We start from the raw sequence: 20,030 nt of genomic DNA, 5'->3' as shown, positions 1-20,030 counted from the left end.
AATGCGACAGCCAAGGTCGCGTCCCAGGCTGACCCGGAAGGGTAGAGGTGTCACGGGCCTGGCGCTGGGTGCGCTTCTCTCGATCTCGTTCGCACCGACGCCCTCGCACGCGGCCGCAGAGGGGCTCGACGCGAGTCTGGTGCACCACTTCGCCCTCGACGAGACCAGTGGGACGACGTTGGTCAACTCGGGCAGCGCGGGCTCGGCGGCGAACGCCACGCTCGTGAATCCGCAGAAGGCCACCTTGACCGGGGAGGGAATCAGGTTCAACCCCGACTCCTACGAGAGCGCCCTCGACGGCGCGTACGTGGCCCTGCCGAAAGACATCACCGCCGGCATGTCGAATCTGACCGTCGACTATGACGTGTGGATCGACCCGGCGAACGTCGGCGAGCACCAGATGTGGGGCTTCGGCGCGAAGTCCGGCTCGTGCGACGTCGACACCGGTGCCCAGGGCTCCATCTTCGCGTCGAACACCCAGCGGTTCCGCGTTGCGGTGGGCTCGACGAACCTCCAGCAGAACCGGGTCCGCATGCCCGAGGCAGCATGGACGCACGTCACCTACACTCAGTCGCTGAACACGAACGGCACGAGCTGGACCGGCAGGCTCTACCTCGACGGCGTGCTGCACGCCACGTCGACGAACCTGACCACGCCGCCTTCGGTGAACGCGGCGGGGACCAACTGCAACTTCCTCGCACGCTCGCAGAACTCGGGCCACTATTCGTTCCGCGGCACGATCCGGGACTTCCGGGTCTACGACCGGGCAGTGAGCCTCGACGAGACGCTCGCCCTGGCGGAGAGGACCGTCTCCACCGGCGTTCACGCCGACGCCGACGCCATCGATCTCGGCCTGACCAGCGCGATCGTGCGTGACATCACGCTGCCGAAGGTGGGCTCCGTGGCCGGCTCGGCCATCACGTGGAGGAGTTCGGATCCGTCGGTCGTCGCGGTCTACACCCCGCCAGCCGTCGCCAGCGCACGCAAGGTCGCGGTGACCGGCAGGATCACCCGCCCCGCCCAGGGGCGACCGGACGCGACGGCCACGCTCACGGCGACTGTCCGCAAGGGCGTCGACGAGGTCACGACGCGGGACATCCCCATCGTGGTGAAGGCCGAGTTCGACGACGCGCAGGCGGTGGACCGCGACAGGTTCGACCTGGCCCTGTACGACACCGACGACGTGCGCGGAAACCTCAACCTCCCCGCCAACGGCGAGTTCGGATCCAGGATCAGCTGGAAGTCGAGCACCGAGCTCGTCACCCCGACGGGTGAGGTGACCCGCCCGTCCTTCGGCCGTCCGGATGTTGCCGCCACCCTGACGGCGACCATCACCAAGGGCTCGGCCTCGCAGACGAAGTCGTTCCCGGTGACCATCACCGCCATGCCCCGGTCCGAGGAGTACGAGCGTTACTTCATGGGGTACTTCAAGGGCGAGGGAATCGCCGACGGCGAGCAGATCATGTTCGCGACGTCCAACGGCAACACCGCTCTGGACTGGACCGGTCTGACCGGAGGCCGGCCGTCGCTCATCTCCCAGTTGGGCGACCAGGGCCTTCGTGACCCGCACATCGTCCGCTCACCCGACGGCGACACGTACTACATGATCGCTACCGACCTGAACTGGTACGACCAGGGCGGATACGCCATCAACGATACCCAGTACATCGAGGTGTTCGAGTCGCACGACCTTGTGAACTGGACTCCTCAGCGGCACGTGAAGGTCGCGCCCGACAACGCGGGCAACGCCTTCGCGCCCGAGTCGCTGTGGGTCGACGAGATCGGCGCCTACGCCGTGTTCTGGGCACAGTCGCTGTGGAACGACCCCGTGAATCGTACCGGTCAGGGGAACGCGCAGATGTGGTACACCACGACGCGCGACTTCCAGACGTTCTCCGAGCCCAAGGTCTGGCAGAACCCGGCCCCCAGGTCGCGGATCGACACGACCGCGATCCGGGTCGGTGACTACTACTACCGGGTGACCAAGAATGAAGCCGGCAACCAGGGCTCGGACATCTTCTCGGAGAAGCACACCGACTTCCTGGACAGCAACATCGACAACTGGACGCTGGTCGCGCCGGCTCTGGGACGCACGACCTGGGCCGCCAACCAGGGGTACGAGGGGCCGGTCATCTTCAAGGCCAACCCTGGTGACACCTCCTGCCCGGGCCAGTTCTACCTCTGGGGGGACCGGTACACGAACGGTGGTGGATACCAGGCCGCGTGCCACGAGAACATCGAAGCTCCCACCTGGAACGCCAAGGCGATCACGATGACCAACGCGGGTGTCGTCCGTCCGCGCCACGGCACCGTGATCCCGCTGACCCTCCGTGAGTGGAACGACATCCGCAAGATCCCGAACAGCGACGTCACGACCAGCACCGAGGTGGCTGTCGAGCCGTACGCGAGCGGGGCCCGGACAACCACGGCCACCGCAACGGTCAAGGCAGCGGACGGGTTCGAGACCGGCGGTCAGGTGCGGTTCAGCACCGGCTCGTGGTCGAAGCTCGCCTACCTGGACGACGGCGCGGCCACGGTCACGCTGCCGACGGACCTGCCTGCGGGCGCCCGGACGGTCAAGGCCGAGTACCTCGGCTTCGACTATCTGGAGGCGTCGGAGGGTGCGGCGTCGTTCGAGGTACCGTCCGGGTCGGCCGCCGTCAAGGTCCAGGCGAAAGCGGCGCCGGCATCGGTCGTCCGCGGGGACACGTTCAGCCTGAACGTGACCGTTCGGCCGGCGGGCGGGCAGAAGCAGCAGGCTCCGACCCCGACCGGTGAGGTCACCGTCACCTTCGGCGGCGCCGTACAGGTCGTGCCACTGGCGGATGGCAAGGCCGTCGTGGCGCTGCCGACCGCCGACCTGAAGCGCGGCACGTACCGGGTCCACGTCTCCTACTCCGGCAACCCGACCTACCAGCCCTACGCCGCCAATTACCAGACGTTAACGGTGCGGCAGCGAGCATAGAAAGGATCTTGATCCACAGGTCGTCCACCTCTTGCACTCGGATTTGGAGGCACCCCGAGGCGTGCTCAGACGAGCCACAAAAGGGAGCGGGCGAGATCGGTTGATCTCGCCCGCCCCCTACTGGACGTCCCCGCTAAGCGCGCGGCTGGTCTCCTTCACGGCTCCCAGTGAAGGAGACCAGCGCCGCCTGAACGCCTCTGGGCCCTCGATGACTACAGACAGACCCATGCCGGGGAAGCGCTGCCAGATGTCATTCGGCGCGCCGTGTCCCAGAGGCGGGCTTGGTCGGAGCGGTGCTCATGTCGTCGTTGCCGCCCGGCGGTGGCGCCCCGGATTCTTGTTCGCGCCACTGACCGGCGGTGCCGGCACGCAGAAGACAATCAACCATGAGCATGGCTTCCCGTTCCGTCTTGAACTCCCACCGCAGCACCGCTCCCATCTCGGTGTCCCCGGCGCGGGCGATGACCTTCCAGCGCGTGTGGCGGACGAGCCACACGTCGCGGCGCGCGAGGCGTCCTTTTCCGTTCCACCACCTTCGGGTCGCCTCCTCCACGCAGTGATCGTGCATACGTCCGATTACTTGCCGAGCGAACAGGCCCGACGTGGCTGGTCACTCGCAGCGATCTTCGGACCCCGGCCGTACGGCTCGCAGCAGTCGGCGCGATGGCGGTATACCCGCAGATCGCGGCCATCGCGGTGGCCGTACTCGGGTGTGATCTCGTACAGGCAGGCCTGCCACGCGACGGTTTCCCCGCCGCCGGGCACCACCTGGCCGTCACCGGGCCCGCCGCGCAGCAGCACGGCCACCCTCCGACCGTACGTATTGCTCGATGACGGTGAGCGGGTCGACGTGCTGACGCACGCCGACCCGCTCACCTCCTGGCCGTCACAGGCCGGCCGATGTCACCGAGTCCGCCGTCGCATTCGTCCAGCGGGTACTCGGACGCCAGCGGAGGGCTACGGAACCCGTTCGCCCTGGCTCGCGATGCGGAAGTAGTCGTAGGCGACGTTGAGATCGGTGGAGGTCCCGCCCCGGTTGAAGGCCACTAGCCCGGCCCCCGTCGGTTCGACGTTCAGCGTCGTCGATCCAATGTATCTGTATACACTCCCGTTGGTTGAATAGTACGTCTTATACGTGTTCCCCGCCTTCGTGAGCCGGAACCAAATGGCGCCGTCTGCGCCGACGATCTGCTGCGCGTCGGCTCCAGTGATCTGCACCGTAGCCGCCGTGCCGTTTTGTTCGCGGAGGAGCACGACGCGAAGCTTGTTGGTGGCCGCCGTCGCGTTGCTCATCTCCCAGGCCAGCTTCACGTAGTTGTTGTCGTCGGCGTAGGCGATGATGCCGCCCTGTTCGTTGTTGTTGGCTAGCGGTCGCGAGAAGACGACCTTCGAGTTGGTGGTCCAGTCGCCGCTCACGTCCTGCAATGCGATGTTCTTCGCCGTGTTGGTGTTACCCTGCAAGTCGCCTTGTTCAGAGGTGATGGCCAGCGATCCGTCGGCAAGGCGCCACTTGCTGTCGTCTGGCCGTACCCAGTGCCACTGGGGGCTTAGTTGCGATGATTCGAATTCGTCGCTACCGGTGATGGCGGTTCTGAGGTTGACCGTGTAGGCCGACGACGCGCCATTGCTGGTGACGGTGATCTTCGCCTGCCCGGTGGGGGTGGTCGCTTGGTCGATGGTGACGGTGGCGGCCGGATCGTTGGCGACGGCCTCCACCTTGGCGACGGATTCCACGCCCGCCGCCTGCAGCGCGTTGTAGCTGAGGACGTCCGGCCTGAAGGAAGCCAAGTCCTTGCCGTTGACCTTGAGGTTCTTCAGCGTCGTGTCGTGTACGAAGTTGAAGACGTAGTTCTTCACAATGGGACCGAAGAAGTCTTCCTTCGCGACCTTGACGATGGCCTGACCGGGGACGCTGTCCGCCTGAGAGATGATCTCGTAGCGGGCGGCGGGGTCGGCCGTCTTCACGGCGTTGATGGTCGGCGACGCGCCAGCGGACACGGGGATCGTGTAGGAGGCGGCGGACAGGTTGAACCCGCCGATTTCCTTGCCGTTTACCGCGATCTTCGCCGAAAGCGGACCACCGTCCACGGGGATGTCCCTGCCGCTGAACTCCTTCCAGTAGTTGACGCTGGTGTCGCGCCACGTGCCCGCGTCCACCTCGTGGGTCGCCAGCTTGGCCCGCACCTCACTGAAGCGTCGAACGTCGATATAAGCCTGCAGTGAGTCCCAGGCCTCGCGCATCCAAGTCACGTACTGCACGCCCATCTGGTAGCGGTAGACCAGCTCGTCCCAGAAGGTCCGGCCGCTCTTCATCGTGTGGTCCCACGGCACGTGGTGGAACCACATCATGAGGTTCTCCGGGACCGTGTCGATGTTGCCGTACTGCTTTTCCAGCGTGGGGAAGTACTGGGCAACGAGATTGCTACCAGTGGGGGAGCGGTCGAAGCCCAGGCCGGCACTGTCGGCCTTGTTGTAGTAGACCGGGCTCCAGTCGTCCCGGGTGGTCCACTCCGCCGGGTTGGGGCCGTAGTGGTTGCCGGTGAACTGGTGTCCAATACCCAGTGGTGTCTGGTAGCTCACCAGGGCTTCCCGGGAGCCCATCATCATTTTGACGATGGTGGAGACGACGTGGCCGTCGTTGCCCCAGGTCATCCGGGTCCAGTCCTTGGCGATGTCCTCAGACTTGAGGGTCCAGTCCCAGGCCTGCCGTCCGAACGCGAACAGGTTGGCCTGGGAGAAGTGGTGACCGGTCAGGTTCTCGGCGTTGCCGAGGTTGGCCACCCCCACGATCGCGGTGTCTGGATGGTGCTGGGCCGTGCCGTCCACGATGTTGCCCACCAGACGGTCCTTCAGCAGTTTTCCGTCCTTGTCGGTGGCGTAGGTGTCGGACTTCAGCACCTCCTCCCACATCGGCGCGAGGTAGGTGAGCATCTTGTTCTGGCCGGTGTACTCCTGGGTGATCTGCAGTTCGATGGCCTGGTTGGTGTTTTCCATCCGGCCGAACATCGGGTGGAACGGCTCCCGGGCCTGGAAGTCCAGCGGGCCGTTCTTGGTCTGCAGGAACACGTTGTCCGCGATGCGTCCGGTCGTTCCGTCAGGCTGGGGCTCATCGTCGATGTAGCCGAACTCCAAGTAGGCCCGCTTCAACCGGTCGTTGTCCACCTCGGCGTTGTACACGAACGTACGCCAGAAGATCGTCATGCCCAGCGGCGCCACCGCCGCCGCGATGCCGTTGGCGCCGTCCCCGTGGTCGTAGCCGAAGTCCTGGGGTCCCGGCTGACCCTCGGAGTTGGCTTTCACCGTGAAGCCCATGAAGTCCGGAATGGACGCCTGGATTTGCTGCGCCTTGCGGGTCCACCATCCCCGGAACGCGGGGCTGTAGGGATCCAACTGGCTGTTGGTCAACGTGTCCGGCGCGAACCGGCTGTCGGTGGGCGCCGTATACCTGATCGACACGGCCAGCTTGATGCCGTACGGGCGCAGGGCATCGGCCAGCGCCGCCTCCTGCGCAATGTTCCTGGTCGTCAGGTACACGTTATCGGCGTTGACGTTGTTGATCGTGATGCCGTTGACCCCGACCGACGCCATCGCCCGCGCCGCCACGATGTAGCGGTCAAGGATGACGGGCAGGTTACGCCCGGCGCTGGTGCCAGTGGCGGCGAAGTCGAAGATCTGGCCGTTCTCGCCGTTCAACCCGCCGGTCCCGGTCGCGTTGTTACCAGCGTAGAGGCGTTCGGTGTCCCAGTTGTTCAGGACCCGGCGCTTGATCTTCGGGGACTCGGAGATGTTGAGGTTCTGGACGGGCCGCTGCGTCTGGATGAGCCGCAGGAAGGCGAAGGTTCCGTACAGGGCGCCGAGCTCGGTGTTGCCGGCGATGACGGTAACGTTGCTGCGTCCCTTCAACACCGAACGGACGACGTATCCCTCGTCGCCGACCGAGGCAAGGTCGCCGGCGGGAACGAACTGCGCCACCGCCGACGAGCTGTCCGGGGTTCCCACGATGACCGAGCCGTCAGGGATGTCGCCGCCCGAGGTGGCCCGCACCGTTACCGGCTGGTCCAGCAACGTGCCGAGACCCCTCTCCAGTTCATCCCGCGCCGCTTCCAGGCTGCTCTCCACCAGCTTCTCGGTGGAGCCCGGTTCCATACTCAGATCCGTCGTGTGCCGGTACACCTTGTTCTCGTCAACGTTCTCCACGATGACGGTCGAGGCAACACGCCGGTACTGACGCAGCAGGCCCGGGTTGCTGACAGGCACGTAGTGCAGCCACATCTGCGAACCGTTGTAGTTGTCGTCCAAGGACGTGGCGGAGGCGGGTGATGGCGAGGAAACCACCAGGCTGGCGGCGACCGTGGTGGAAGCTATGAACAGGGCGAGAAGCTTCCGCCTCAGTCTGGACTTCGAAAGTACGTTCATTTGCATTCCCTCTTTCGAGTGGCGAAGACTCCGATCGGTGCTAGCGCGAACGCTTCATCGCCATCGGTTATCGCCTCCCCTCGATCACTGGTCACCCGCTTTGTCGAGCACCGTGGGCCCCGTCGACGGCGGACCCACCGAACTGATCGGTCGGGGCCGTGGAGCCCGATGCCGCCACCCGGCGCCGCGCGAACGGCGGGATGCGCTGTACGCCCACCTGAGGACAGGGTGGATGGTCCGGCCGCCTGGGTTCGATGCGATCGAACCGATCGGACTGCGCCGTCCGGGGATGTCGTGCGTGGTTAAGCCGCGACGGGGATTGGCCCGGAACGTTGGAAATCGAACTCGTGGCGATCTCGGGCAGGTCATGGCTGGACTGGTTGGGTGGAGGTGAAGTGGGTGGGGTGAAACGTTCTGGAACCGATTCCAACAGTGGCCCGAAACCACAACGTTTGTCAATACCCCGAGCACAGAGTGGTGAATTCATCAACAGACATCGTGGTAGGGTTCTCGGCCTGACAACGGCTACTGACAAACACTGGAATCGGTTCCAGCACCTGCGGTCTGGGCAGTGTTCCTGGCTGGCTGTGCCATGCTGGATGGATAAGCGCGAGGGAGAGCCACATGGCGGCGACGATCAAGGATGTCGCCCGGCTGGCCGGGGTGTCGCAGTCGTCGGTGTGTCGCGCCCTGGCCGCGCCGGACCAGGTGCGCCCCGCCACCCGGGAGCGCGTGCACCAAGCCGCCGCGCAGCTGGGCTACCGGCCCAACCGGGTCGCCCGCAGCCTCAGCACCGGCCGTACCGGCAATATCGGCCTGGTGCTGCCCGACATTGCCAACCCGTTCTTCCCCGGGGTCGTCAAGGCCGTCCAGCGCCGGGCGCGGGAGTTCGATCTCGCGGTGCTCCTCGCCGACACCGACGAGGACCCGGCCGCCGAGCTCGAGCTCATCCGCACGATGACAAAACAGGTGGACGGCTTCCTGCTGTGCTCCCCGCGCGCCAGCGACAAGGACCTGCGGTCCGTCAGTGGCGACACCCCAGTCGTCTTCGTCAACCGCCGCGTGGGCCACCTGCCATCGGTGAATTTCGACAGCGCCGACGGCATCCGTCAGGCGATCACCCACCTCGCCGCGCTTGGCCACCGGCGGGTGGCGTACGTCGCCGGCCCCCGCAGCTCGTGGGTCAACCGAGAGCGTCTCCGCAGCATCAGGAGTGTGGCGACGGGAATGGACCTCGAGGTCGTCGAAGCCGGCAACGTGACACCCACCCTCGAAGGTGGCATCGCGGTCGCCGACCAGATCCTCGCCGCCTCGGTCACCGCCGTGATCGCGTTCAACGACATGATCGGCCTCGGGCTCCTCAGCGGGTTCAACACCCGCGGCGTGAACGTGCCCGCCGACATCAGCGTCGTCGGGTTCGACAACATCCCCACCGCAGGCCTGGTGAGCCCGCCGCTGACCAGCGTAGACATGCCCAAGGAGCAGTGTGGCAGGTCGGGCGTCGAGCTACTGGTTCAACTTCTCAACGATCGGGAAGGCCGGGCCAGCTCCCGCAGGCTGCTTCCCACTCAGCTCATCGTGCGCGGCTCGACCGGACCCGCAGCCCGGACCTGAAGCCCGCAACACCGCCGAGAGGTCGCACAACCGTCCCAACGCGGTTTGCCACAAGCACCCCGAGGCGTGCTGAGATGAGCCACAAAAAGGAGCGGGCGAAATCGGTTGATCTCGCCCGCTCCTTCCTGGATAGCTCAGCAACCCGCTCCCAGCCGGCAAGCCGGGCTACATCGGGCGCACCACCTTCAGACTATGGGTTGATCATGCCCTTCGAGACGGCCAGGGTGTGGTTCTCCCCGAACACGTTGAGCTCGTGGACTCCGACCTTGACGTTCTCGGTGGTACCCAGGATCTTCAGCCTGACTGCGTTCGTCAGCACTCGGTCGAAGGTGACGTAGTCAGCCGTGTACGCGGTGGTGTTCGTGCTCCGGTCGACCAGCGGCAGCCACGTGTTCGTAGCGATGTCCTTGTACTCCAGCGTGTACTGGACGGCGTTGTCCTTCGTGAACGCGCGCCCGAGCTCCTTCCACTGGATCTGCGCAGCAGAGATGTAGAAGATCGTCCCGAAGCCCCTGATGTACGTGGGTGCGGTGTCGCTGTCGGCCGGCTCCCACCAGGTGGACAGGGAGCGGTCCCCTCCGTAGTACGGATTGCGCCCCGGGGCGTAGCTGCTCGTCCAGTACGCCTGGCTGTTGGTGGCCACGTTGTAGAGCCCGACGTCGTCCCGGCCCGAGATCTTCTTCCCGGGGGCCATTTGCGGCGTGTTGGACAACTCGCAATCGATCGTGCCCTTCTTCGGGCCGGCGGGAATCACGTTGCAGACGTCCATTCCCAGCCGCCGCTCGAAGAACTCCTCGTAGGCGATGACGTAGGTGTAGAAGAACACCAGGTTGCCGGACTCGTCGAGTACGAAACTGCCGTGCCCGGCGTTCGGATACACCGCACTGGGGTGGTTGTCGCCGTAGCCGATCGGGTTCTGCTGCGTTTCCTTGAACCCGGAGAGCGGCTTGTCCGACGACATGACCCCGGTCGAGTACGTGGTGAACTCGGTGCCGCCGGACGCGACCGAGAGATAGTACGTGTCGCCCACCTTGAACAGCTGCGAACCCTCCACGTACCCATGCGTGTATGTCGCCTTGTTGTCACCGATGTGCTGCCACTCCTGGCGCGGGTCGAAGGTCCACAGCACCACCGAGTCGCTGATCAGCTGCCGAGGATTGTTCGGGTCGAGCTCGGCGCCCATGATCGGCGAGCCGATGTTGTACGTCAGGTACAGCCGACCGTCCGTGTCGAGGAAGAACTGCACGTCGCCGACGCTCAGGGTCTGGCCGTTCGGGCGCAGGAAACTCCCCATGCTGGTCCACGGCCCGGTGGGCGAGTCCGCCTGATAGACCGGCGTGTTGTTGCCGGCCATGTAGAACTTGTCGCCGACCTGCGCCACGGTCGGCGCGACCACGCCCAGGTTCATCTGGTGGGGCGTCCAGGTGAGGTAGTCGGTGGTCGACCAGACGGTGCGGTTGTTGTTCGGCGCGTTCTGCATGGCACCGGACGCGTAGAGGTAGATGGTCCCGTCGACGTTCAGCGCGGACCAGTCCGCCCCGGTCCGGGCCGAGTTCTCCGAGATCCTGCTGAAACCGACGGTGGATCGGCTCGCGAGAGTCCGCCCGGACGCCGCCGTCCACGTCTCCTGGTTCAAGCTGGCTGGGATCTGCGAGGTGTTCGCGACATTCGCGTCCGTCGGCGGCATCGTCCCCACGATGTTGCGGACCGCCATCCCCGGCAGATTGACCGGGTTCACGTACGTCTGCGTCATGTCGACACCGGCCAGCGGCACCTTGGCGGACGGGGTCTGTGGTCCGCCGCCCGGCGCTGCCGGCGGCGCGGGCTTCTCCGCCGCGGCCGGCACGATCGGTGTCAGTTGGCCAATCCCTACTCCTACCGCGAGAGCGAGGCCGATAGCCGCTGCACTTCGTCGACTCACTCCAGCGGTTCTCTCGATAGCCATTGGGCTCCTAACCTTCTCTGGGTTGCCGAAACTCCGAACGGGGACAACTTCCTTGCCGCCGACACCCGGTGCGCCGGTGTGTCAGCCAGATCAGACGAAGCGCCAGAGGTGGTCGTCGGCGCCGTTGTCGTCCTCGAGCACGACCTGCGCTCCGGTGGCCGTGGAGGCCTCCGTGACGCTGAGGACCCGGCCGCCGACGGCGCACTGGATCCGGAAGTAGCCGTCGGTGCCGTAGCGCAGCCGCCACCGGTGGTCGCCGGCGCCGTTGTCGGCCCACTGCACGACGTGGGCGCCGTCGCTGCCGGCGTCCCCCTCGACGCCGAGGACCTTGCCGCTGTGCGTGTTGCGCAGCCGCAGGTAGCCGCCGGTGTCCACGACGGCGGTCCAGCGGTGGTCGGCGGCGCCCGTGTCACCCCGCTGGACGACCGGCGCGCCGTCGGCGGTCGACATGTCCGCCACTCCGAGCACCAGCCCGCTGGCCCGGTTCTGGATGCGGCAGACGCCGTTGGGCACGAACCGCCACTGGTTGTCCGGCGTGCCGTTGTCGCTGTCCTGCACCGCTTGCGCGCCCCAGGCGGTCGAGCCGTCGAGAACGGCGAGCAGCTTGCCGGTGTGCACGTTTCGCAGCTTGTGGGACCCGTCGCCGACGTCGACCACGGTCCACAGGTGGTCGGCGGTGCCGTTGTCGCTCCATTGCAGGACACGGGCGTTGTCGGCGGTGGACATGTTCTCCACACCGAGGACCTTGCCGCTGTTGACGTTGCGCAGCCGGAGGGCGTTCCCGTCGACCACGAGTTGCCAGTCGTGGTCCGCGGTCCCGGTGTCGCCCCACTGCAGTGCCAGCCCGCCGTCGGCCAGCGACATGTCCCGGATGCCCAGGACCAGGCCGGTGGCGGCGTTGACGAGGCGGAAGCTCGGCGGGCTCTCGCCACCCGGGCCGGTGGCCCAGTAGACGGTGTAGTTGTGCCCGTGGGCGTCGTAGAACGGCCCGAGGTCGACGGTGCTTCCGTTCGCGGTGGCGGTGAAGGCGAGCGCGTCGGAGCCGGCGCGGGTGATCGAGGCGGGGTCGAGCGACGGCAGGCCGCTCAGGGTTGCGTCACCGTAGTTGCCGGAGAGCACCACCGGGCCGTACGTGATCGCGGCGATGTCGGCGTTGTCGTTGCTGGCCTCCACCACGACCCGCATCGGCAGGCGGACCGTGACGACGTCCCCCGGCGCCCAGGACCGGGTGAGGCTGGCGTACGTCCCGGGCGTGGTGGCGATGTCCTGCGCCGCGCCGTTGACCTGGATGCTGGCCCCGTCGGTCCAGGCCGGGATCCGGATACGCATCGTCCACGACTTCCTGACGTTGCCGCGGACGGTGAGGGTGGTGGTGTCGCTGACCGGATAGGAGGTGTGCTGTTCCACCACGATGCCGCGCTGCGACCAGACCAGCCGCGACGGCAGGAACAGGTTCACCGTCAGGGTGCTGCCGCTGTGGAAGTAGATGGAGTCCGCCAGCTTGGTGTTGGTCTCGATGCCGGTGCCCTGGCAGCACCAGAAGGAGTCGTAGTCCGTGCTCCAGGTGCCGCCGCCCCAGGCCGGCCCCACACCCCGGCGGCCACCCGGGTTCAGCGGCGTGAAGTACGTGATGTGCCCGTGCTCGTCGGCCGGGTTCTGCTGACCGATGAGATGGTTGAGCAGAGCCCGCTCGTAGTAGTCGAAGTAGGCGACCCGGTCCGGGTCCAGCAGCCACAGCTCTCGCGTCAGCTTGAGCATGTTGTAGGTGTTGCACGCCTCGCAGGTGTCCTGTCGCAGGTAGCCGGCGATGGCGTTCGGAGCCCGGAAGTGCTCGGCCTGGCTGTTGCCGCCGATGGCGTACGTGTGGGCGCCGACCGTGATGTCCCAGGCGTTGCTGGCGATGTCGCGGTAGCGGGTGGTGCCGGTGGCCTTGAACTCCCGGGCCGCGCCGATCCATTTCGGTACCTGGGTGTTGGCGTGCAGCCCGTTGAGCTGGTCCTGGTTGGCGGCGAGCGGGTTCAGCACGGCGGCGTGGTCGAAGCGCTGGGCGACGGTGAGCCAGCGGTCGTCGCCGGTCTGCTGGTAGAGGTCAGCCAGGACGGCGCTCATGCCGCCGAACTCGGTACCCAGCATGGCCTGCATCTGGGTGGTGGTGAGTCGGCTGGTGCGTTCGTCGACCCAGCCGGCCAGCGCCAGGAGCACGTCGCGGGCCTGCGTGTTGTCCATGTGCACCCAGACGTCGAGCAGACCCACCAGGGTCTTGTGTATGCAGTAGTACGGCACGTTGCCGTTGCGCAGCGTCCGTGCCTCCAGGGCGGTGAAGTCCGACTCCGGGAATCCGGACAGATATCCCGGGGTGAACCCGACGGCGGCGTTGTTGGCCTGGCACTTCGCCAGCTCGGCCACCATCTGGTCGGCCTTGTCCCGGCAGGTGGTGTCGCCGAGCACCGCCCACGCCTGGGCCCAGGCCGTCAGGAAGTGCCCCTGCATGTGGGTGCGGAACGGGAACGTCGGGCTGTCCCAGCCACCGTTCGGCGCGGCGTCGCCGGTGGGCAGGCCGTGATTGGCACGGAAGTTGTAGAGCAGCCGGTCCACGTCGACGAAGCGCAGGTAGTTCACGGTGCGGGTCTGGTTGTCCAGCCAGCGGCTCGGGGTCAGGCGGACCTGGCTGAGGTCGAACGGGAGAGCGCCGGCCCCGACGTCCGGCCGCGCCGGTCGTACGGCCGCGATCGCCGCGGTGCCCAGGGCGAAGGTTCCGGTGGCCGAGGCGGCGGCGATACCGGCGGCTTGCAACAGCCGGCGTCGACTGAGCGATCCCGATGACACGATGCCTCCTGGGGGTTGGGGAGAGGGCGGGTTTCCACCGGCCCATCGGCCGGGCGGGACCGGTGGCCGGGGGTGCGGACGCGGTGCGCACCGCACTGGTCCGAGACTTCCGGGGCCCGCCGTGTCGGGCGGACACCGGAAGTTGCGGCGTTATCTGATGTTGGCCGCGCCGGGCGTGGGGACCGTGGTCGTGACGAAGTCACGGCAGAGGCTGTCGGTGTCGCTGCCGTCGAGCCAGCGGGCGTTGCTGCGACCCGGGTTGGCGGCCGCGCCGGCCACCACCGCGATGCAGCCACCGCCGGCCTGGTCGGCCTCGAGGACGGCGAGCTCGGGGCTGGTGATGGTGCCGTTACCGCTCGAGCTGCTCTGCTGAGAGCCGTAGACGATGGCGTCGACGACCACCGAGCCGCTGGCGTCCCGCAGCGCGACCGAACCCGCGCTGACCGAGAGGCTGCCACCGAACCATTGGTCGGGTGCCGGAGACCCCTGGTAGCCCGCCGTGGTTATCTGCGGACCGACCACGGGCGCGCCGGTCGGGTGGTCGTTGGCGAGGGGCTGGTCGAGAGCGACGCCGGCCCCGAGCGCCTGCACCGACACGCCACTGCTGTGCGGCCGGGCGGTCGGCGGCCAGAAGCTGACGCCGGTACCGCGGCCGGCCAGGTCGACGGCGGACCGGTGGGCGAACCGCAGCGGCGCGGTCAGGTCGACGCCGGTGCCGTTGGCGCCGGTGGTGCCGATGGCCGCGACCGTGACGGTCTCCTTGTATTCCCCAGCGTCCACCGTGAGGGTGTCACCGACGGTCAGGTTGGCGTTGGCCGCGACCTTGAGGTTGGTCGCGCCCGCGGCCGCCGGTGCCGACAGGGTAGTCTGGGTGGCCGCCTTGCCGACCGAGGTGACGGTCGCCTGCTCGTAGCCAGCGCCCGTGTCGATGCCGATCTGCTGACCGACGGTGAAGCCGGCCGCGCTGGTGACCGGGATGGTGGTGGACCCGGCGGGGATCGTGATCGAGCCGTGGGTGACCGGCACGAACAGGGTGGTCGCGGCGCTGGCCGCCGAGCCGACGCCGACGACCGTACGGGTCTCCCGGGTTGAGCCGGTGCCGACCTGGATCTGCTGGCCGACGGCGAGGCCGGTGGTGCTCCGGACGTTGACGGTGGTCGCACCGGCGGCGGTGGGAGCCGCCAGCCCCGAGCCGGAGAGGCCGAGCAGGTAGTAGTCGCCGCTCGCCAGCTTCGTCCCGGCTGGGATCGTGGCCAGCGTGACGGCGGCCGAGCCGCTCGGGGTGTTGGTCAGGGTCCAGTTGGAGAGGTCGACCTCGTCGGCGGAGGCGTTGTAGAGCTCGACGAACTGATCTGTCGCGTTGCTGCTGGTGCGGAACCGGACCTCGTTGATCCGGACCGGGAGGGCGCTGCGCACCGCCTGGCTGGTGACCGTCGACTGCCGGCCGCCGCGGGTCGGGTTCGTCCACTGGGCGCGGCCCGTCAGGTAGCCGGCGCTGGTCCTCGTCGAGGTGACGGTGAAGGTCGCGCTCACGCTCGCGCCGGGCGCGACCGGGTCCTCGAAGGTTACTGAGGTGTCGTCGGTGCCCTTGACCACGGCGGTCCAGCCGGCCGGCGTGGACAGGCTCAACTTGACGCCCACCGCCCTGGAACCCGTGGTGTTCGTGAAGGTCTGGGTGACCTCCTGGGCCGTACCCGGGGTGAACGTGGTGGCCCGCGACAGGCTGAGCCGCTGCACGTCGTACTTCGCGGCCACGACGTTGGCCTGGACGGCGTCGATGGTGGCGTCGGTCGGGTATCCGCTCGTCATCACACCCTCGTAGAAGGTGCCGGCCGAACCGTTGCCGTTGTCGCCGCCGTTGCCGAGCTGGATGGCGCCCCGCCGGTGCATCGGGAAGTAGTTGCTGTTGGTGAGGGAGCCGGGGCGGATCCCGCTGTAGTAGGTGGTCAGCGGGCCCTGCTGTGCGTTGCCGCCGCGCAGGTCCCACTGGTTGCCGCCACCGCCGTTGACCACCCCCGTCACGAAGCGCCAGGAGTCGATGGTCGGGGTGGCGTCGTTCTGCCGGGCGTTGTATCCGGAGAACAGTCCGGCCTCCATGTCGGACATGATCCATGGGCCGGGGCCGGTGCCGCGCCCCCAGGCGGTGGCGGTGCCGAAATAGACGGTCTCCATGGTGCCGGTGCCCACCGCGCGGCTGTTGGTGGAGGTGTTGCCGTAGTTGTAGCAGCAGCCGCTGTCGTAGTGGGTGCCGTCGAAGACCGTGTAGATCCCCTCCGGCTCGTCCTCCTTCGCGAGGTGCGAGGCGTCGTTGTTGCGGTACCCCATGCCCGGGATGATGTAGACGCCGTACGCCTTGTGGCCGCCGATCGTGATCGGCGCCGTGTCGGCGATCGAGAGGGTGTTGTAGCCGCCCACGTCGGGGCCGCGGAAGGTGCCGGGAGGTGCCTGGTAGAGGTGGTTGCCGTTACCGGACTGGTCGTAGATGACGGTGATCAGGCAGAGTGTTTTCGCGCAGAACGTGTCCTGGGCGTCCGCGTCGGCGTATCCGCCGGCGTCGGCGAACGGCAGCGCGACGGGGGCGACCACGCCGATGTCCTTGACGGCGTCGTCGGAGGTGCGCCGGACCTGGTAGAGCGGGCCGTCGTAGGACGCGTACAGGGCGCGGGTCGAGCTGTGCGCGGCGACGCAGGGGGTGCCACCCGCGGCGTAGATGTCACATGGTCCCTCTGCCCTGGGCGGCGCGGCCGGCTTCGTGGCCTGCGCCGCCTGCGCCATCGTCAGCGTCGCGCCGACCAGGGCGAGCGCCACGGCGGTACGCGCGGCGAGGGTTCGTGTGCGTGCGGGGGCTCTGACCATGTCGCAACAGCTCCTCTTCGCGAGTCCTGAGGGTGGGACGGGCGCTTGCGGTGCCCACCGGCGACGCCCGGTGGCGGTGCTCCTCGGGCCGTCGGGTGGGCGGTCGCGGTGGTGGGGGTTTCTGTTACCGCGGGCGGAATCGCATCAGGTGGGAAGCGCTCTGTTCCGCGCTATCTGCAGGTATTGCTGTTACCGCTAACTAGCGTGAGTTGGGGTGCTGGTGTTCGCCTATCAGAGCAGGGTGCAGCAGCCCTTCGGTGGGCAGGTGTTCGACATGATTAGCGGGTTGTGGCATGAATGTTAGCGTTAACACACGGCGGTCAATTCATTGAAACATCGCCGGTACATTGGTGTCAATCGACGTTAACGCCTGGCACTATGGTCGCGCTCCCATTGGGTCGTCAGGCCTCGGCGGGGCGTACCCGGTCGTGCTCGGGGTCGGAAAGACGGTGATCGACGGTGGGGGAGCCGCGGTCGGGGTTGGCAGAACTCACCCTGCGGCGGACTGGCCGAGCACCGCTCGCCGGAATCCCGCCGCGTGCTCGTGCAGCGCTTCCGCGATCCGCGGCCCCGGGTCCTCGACGGATGCCGACAGCCGGAAATGCAGGAACAGCGGACCGGCCTGCCCCGTGGTCCGTCGCGCGACGGTCGCCGCGAGCTCAGCCGGCTCGCTGGTCGACAAGACGTACGGGTAGCCGGCCGCCGAGGCGAGGCCAGCGAGGTCGTGTCGTTCGGAGCTGGTGGGTTGCCCGCCCGTCGACGCGTACCGGCCGTCGTCCAGGACGACGTGTGTGAGGGGGAGTTCGGGCATGGCGCCGATGGTGCACAGGACCGAGGTGTTCATGAGAACACTGCCGTCGCCGTCGATGACGATGACCGGGCGGTCGATGGCCGCGGCGATTCCGGCGCCGACCGCTGCCGCCAATCCCATCGATCCGGTCAGGTAGAGGTTGTGCGGGCGGTGGCCCAGGCTCTGCGCGATGCGGCAGGTGTACCCGGTCGTGCAGATCACCGGGGTGGTGGCGGCGGCATCGAGGATCGCCGCGATCGCTTGCCTCTTGCAGGTCACTTGGCGGCAGCCCATCCGAACAGGCCCGGCTTGATCAACAGCGCGGCGGTCCGTCCCGCGTCGACATCAGCGAGTGCGGCCGTGACGTCGCTTTCCGGATCCGACTCACCACATCGGTGTGCCGGAATCCCCATGGCTGCCAGCAGTTGTTCGGTGATGGCTCCCATGACCAGGTTCTCCTCGGTGGTGTCGAGCTCCGTGCCCCGCATCCCGACCACGAGCAACATCGCGAGCCGGTACGGGAGCACCAGGGAGGCGAGGGCGTTGACGCTCTGCCCGAGGCCGGAATTCTGCATCAGCACCACCGGCGTACGCCCGGCGAGGCAGGCTCCCGCCGCCATCGCCACCGCGGTGTCCTCACGAACGACGTTCTTGGTGGGGACGAGCTCGGCGAGCCGTTTGAGCAGTGGCGCCTGCAGACCGTCCGGCGTGAAGTAGAACGGCCCGGAAACGCGTATCGCCAGGCTCGTCGCCACCGTATCTGCCACCTGGAGGCCGGTGCGGGCTGTCACTTCCACGGTCATCTCGCGATCCAATCCGGGCCGGCTCGTGGCCTATAGCTGGTTATGGGAGCTGCGTGGTTTTCATTCATGCGGTGATGGTGGGCAAGTTGCGTCGGCCCCGCCGTCTCGGCACCTTACCGCCCCGAATCTCGGGCGATAGGTCGCCCGAAGGGGGTGATCTCGGTGCGCTGCCGGAACGGCGTGGTGCGGCTGCGGGTCCGATGCAATGCGGTGGCCGTGTCCGAGGCGCTGGTTGCCAGGAACTGTCGGCGGATCGCGCGGTCGCCGGCAGACCGGAGCGGGCGGTGGCAGGGGGCCCCGGCAGCGGGTTCGCCGGGTCGGGCGGTGCGCCGGATCGATGCCCAGACGAGACACCCATTGCCGCTGACAAGTTCCCGAACCGAAGGATCGGTGTGGATTATCCGGACGAGGCAGGCAAGGGGTGTATATCACCAAATTAAATATCTCGATCTGTGCAAAAATGGCACCTGGGTGGACTTCGGCCGTCCTTATTACGTATGTCGAGGCGGGCTACCAGGCATGCGAATCTCGTGGCATCATCACCACCCAGCGGCCTCCAATGGGGACGACGTCCTCTGCTGGCCGCCCTGGCAGCCCGCGCCTCGCGGGCACGCTGGTTGGTCTTAGGGGAGGCCGAAATGGCTGGGCCGTTCTTTCGCGCGATAATCATCAACGACCCATCGCGCGCAGCGATCTTATCGCCATCGCCTCGATGATCGATCCACACATCGCAGTCGTCGGCAGTGGTTCACTGGCCCGCTCCGTGTGCTACTCGCTGGCAGCACTGCCGGCACCGGCACGACCGATCCGGGTCACGGTGCTCGCAAGGGGCGACGCGGCCGGTGAGCTCGCACGGATCTGCCAGGTCCGCGCGGCGGTGTCCGGTGCCTTCGCGGTCACCTTCGCGGCCGAGTCACTGCACGACGAGGTCGACGCGTTGGCCCGACTCCAGCCCGGCGTGCTGGTCTGCTGCACGTCGGCGCAGAGCCCGTACGAGAAGACCACCATGCCGTCGATGTGGACGGATCTGATCGCGCGGGCCGGCTTCGGAGTCACCCTGCCCCTGCAAACCGCCCTGATCGTCCGGCTCGCTCGGGCCGCCGCACAGGCCAGCCCACGGACGCTCGTCGTCAACGGCTGCTTTCCCGATGTCGCTAACCCGCTCCTGGCCGCTCTCGGCGTCCCGATCACGTGCGGCATCGGCAACGTGTCGACCCTCGCCGCCTGCCTACAGGCCGCCCTCGGCCAAGCGGACCAGCAGGACCTTGCCCTGCTCGGTCACCACGTCCACCTGTCCGAGCCCGGGCGTCCGCACGACGAGGTGCGGGCCTGGCACGCGGGGCGTCCGGTGCCCGACGTGACAGGTCTCCTGAGCCCCGCGCGGGCGATGGACCGGCGCGAGCTCAACGGCATCGCCGGACACGCCGCCGCTCGACTGCTGATCGCCCTCGTCACCGGTGCCGAGCTGCACACCAGCCTTCCCGGGCCGCTCGGGCTCCCCGGCGGATACCCGGTGGCCGTGTCCGGTGGATCCGTGGCGATGCGCCTCCCGCCCGGGATCACCCGTGCCGAGGCGGTCTCGTGGAACCTGCGGGTCGGCCGCGACGACGGCGTGCAGGTGGTCGACGGGCGGGTCGAATATTCGCCGCGGGCGATCGAGGTGCTCGCGCCGTACCTGCCTGAACTGGCGGCGGGATGGCCTGTCGCCGCGCTCGACGAGGCGTTCGAGCGGCTGACCGAGCTACGACGACGGCTGCGGCTCGTCCCGGCGGCTCCGGTCGTAGCCGCCGGGAGCGGCCCGATCTAAGGAGCATG

At 67.6% G+C, this 20,030-nt stretch carries 10 protein-coding genes and 1 pseudogene; 3 read left to right on the top strand and 8 right to left on the bottom strand.

The annotated features are described in order from the left end of the window. Nucleotide 1: 1 nt before the first annotated feature. Nucleotides 2–2,965, top strand: coding sequence for an immunoglobulin-like domain-containing protein (locus tag AB0F98_RS16100; RefSeq protein ID WP_357735179.1), 2,964 nt, complete (start codon nt 2–4; stop codon nt 2,963–2,965). 250 nt (nt 2,966–3,215) lie between these two features. On the opposite strand, the gene AB0F98_RS16095 is transcribed toward AB0F98_RS16100, so the two are convergent. The 3 genes and pseudogenes from AB0F98_RS16095 to AB0F98_RS16085 all read right to left on the bottom strand — a co-directional run bounded on the left by AB0F98_RS16095 (nt 3,216) and on the right by AB0F98_RS16085 (nt 7,264). Continuing rightward, the gene (locus tag AB0F98_RS16095; protein ID WP_357735176.1) at nt 3,216–3,518 is read right to left on the bottom strand and encodes a hypothetical protein; all 303 of its coding nucleotides are present in this window, start codon (nt 3,516–3,518) and stop codon (nt 3,216–3,218) included. Nucleotides 3,519–3,575: 57 nt separating this feature from the next. Beyond that, nucleotides 3,576–3,772: pseudogene (locus tag AB0F98_RS16090) on the bottom strand (hypothetical protein). Nucleotides 3,773–3,922: 150 nt separating this feature from the next. Then, a complete protein-coding gene (locus AB0F98_RS16085) occupies nt 3,923–7,264 on the bottom strand; it encodes an alpha-glucuronidase family glycosyl hydrolase (RefSeq protein WP_357735173.1) in 3,342 nt (1,113 codons plus the stop codon). Between the two features lie 741 nt (nt 7,265–8,005). Between AB0F98_RS16085 and AB0F98_RS16080 the strand changes: the two genes are divergently transcribed. Beyond that, nucleotides 8,006–8,995 carry a LacI family DNA-binding transcriptional regulator gene (locus AB0F98_RS16080; RefSeq protein ID WP_357735169.1) on the top strand — a complete coding sequence of 330 codons (990 nt, stop codon included), beginning with the start codon at nt 8,006–8,008 and terminating at the stop codon, nt 8,993–8,995. A 190-nt stretch (nt 8,996–9,185) separates the two neighbouring features. Here the strand turns inward: AB0F98_RS16080 and AB0F98_RS16075 are convergent, their stop codons facing one another. The 5 genes from AB0F98_RS16075 to AB0F98_RS16055 all read right to left on the bottom strand — a co-directional run bounded on the left by AB0F98_RS16075 (nt 9,186) and on the right by AB0F98_RS16055 (nt 18,215). Beyond that, nucleotides 9,186–10,748: a family 43 glycosylhydrolase gene (locus AB0F98_RS16075; RefSeq protein ID WP_357735166.1), complete on the bottom strand. Its 1,563-nt coding sequence runs from the start codon at nt 10,746–10,748 to the stop codon at nt 9,186–9,188. Between the two features lie 282 nt (nt 10,749–11,030). After that, nucleotides 11,031–13,766, bottom strand: a complete 2,736-nt coding sequence (locus AB0F98_RS16070; RefSeq protein WP_357735163.1) for a beta-L-arabinofuranosidase domain-containing protein — start codon at nt 13,764–13,766, stop codon at nt 11,031–11,033. 150 nt (nt 13,767–13,916) lie between these two features. Further along, on the bottom strand, nt 13,917–16,622 hold the full coding sequence (locus tag AB0F98_RS16065; protein ID WP_357735160.1) for an arabinofuranosidase catalytic domain-containing protein: 2,706 nt from the start codon (nt 16,620–16,622) through the stop codon (nt 13,917–13,919). 490 nt (nt 16,623–17,112) lie between these two features. Beyond that, complete coding sequence (locus AB0F98_RS16060; protein ID WP_357735157.1) at nt 17,113–17,691, bottom strand: thiamine pyrophosphate-dependent enzyme; 579 nt, start codon at nt 17,689–17,691, stop codon at nt 17,113–17,115. Beyond that, nucleotides 17,688–18,215: a hypothetical protein gene (locus AB0F98_RS16055; RefSeq protein ID WP_357735154.1), complete on the bottom strand. Its 528-nt coding sequence runs from the start codon at nt 18,213–18,215 to the stop codon at nt 17,688–17,690. The genes AB0F98_RS16060 and AB0F98_RS16055 overlap by 4 nt, the downstream gene beginning before the upstream one ends. 712 nt (nt 18,216–18,927) lie before the next feature. Between AB0F98_RS16055 and AB0F98_RS16050 the strand changes: the two genes are divergently transcribed. Further along, nucleotides 18,928–20,022: a potassium transporter TrkA gene (locus AB0F98_RS16050; RefSeq protein WP_357735149.1), complete on the top strand. Its 1,095-nt coding sequence runs from the start codon at nt 18,928–18,930 to the stop codon at nt 20,020–20,022. Nucleotides 20,023–20,030 lie beyond the last annotated feature (8 nt).

It is taken from the genome of Micromonospora sp. NPDC023737, from assembly GCF_040639715.1.
In the GTDB taxonomy this organism is placed as follows: Bacteria; Actinomycetota; Actinomycetes; order Mycobacteriales; family Micromonosporaceae; genus Micromonospora.
Note: the sequence above shows the minus strand (reverse complement) of the source record. Positions and strands in the feature narration are given on the sequence as shown.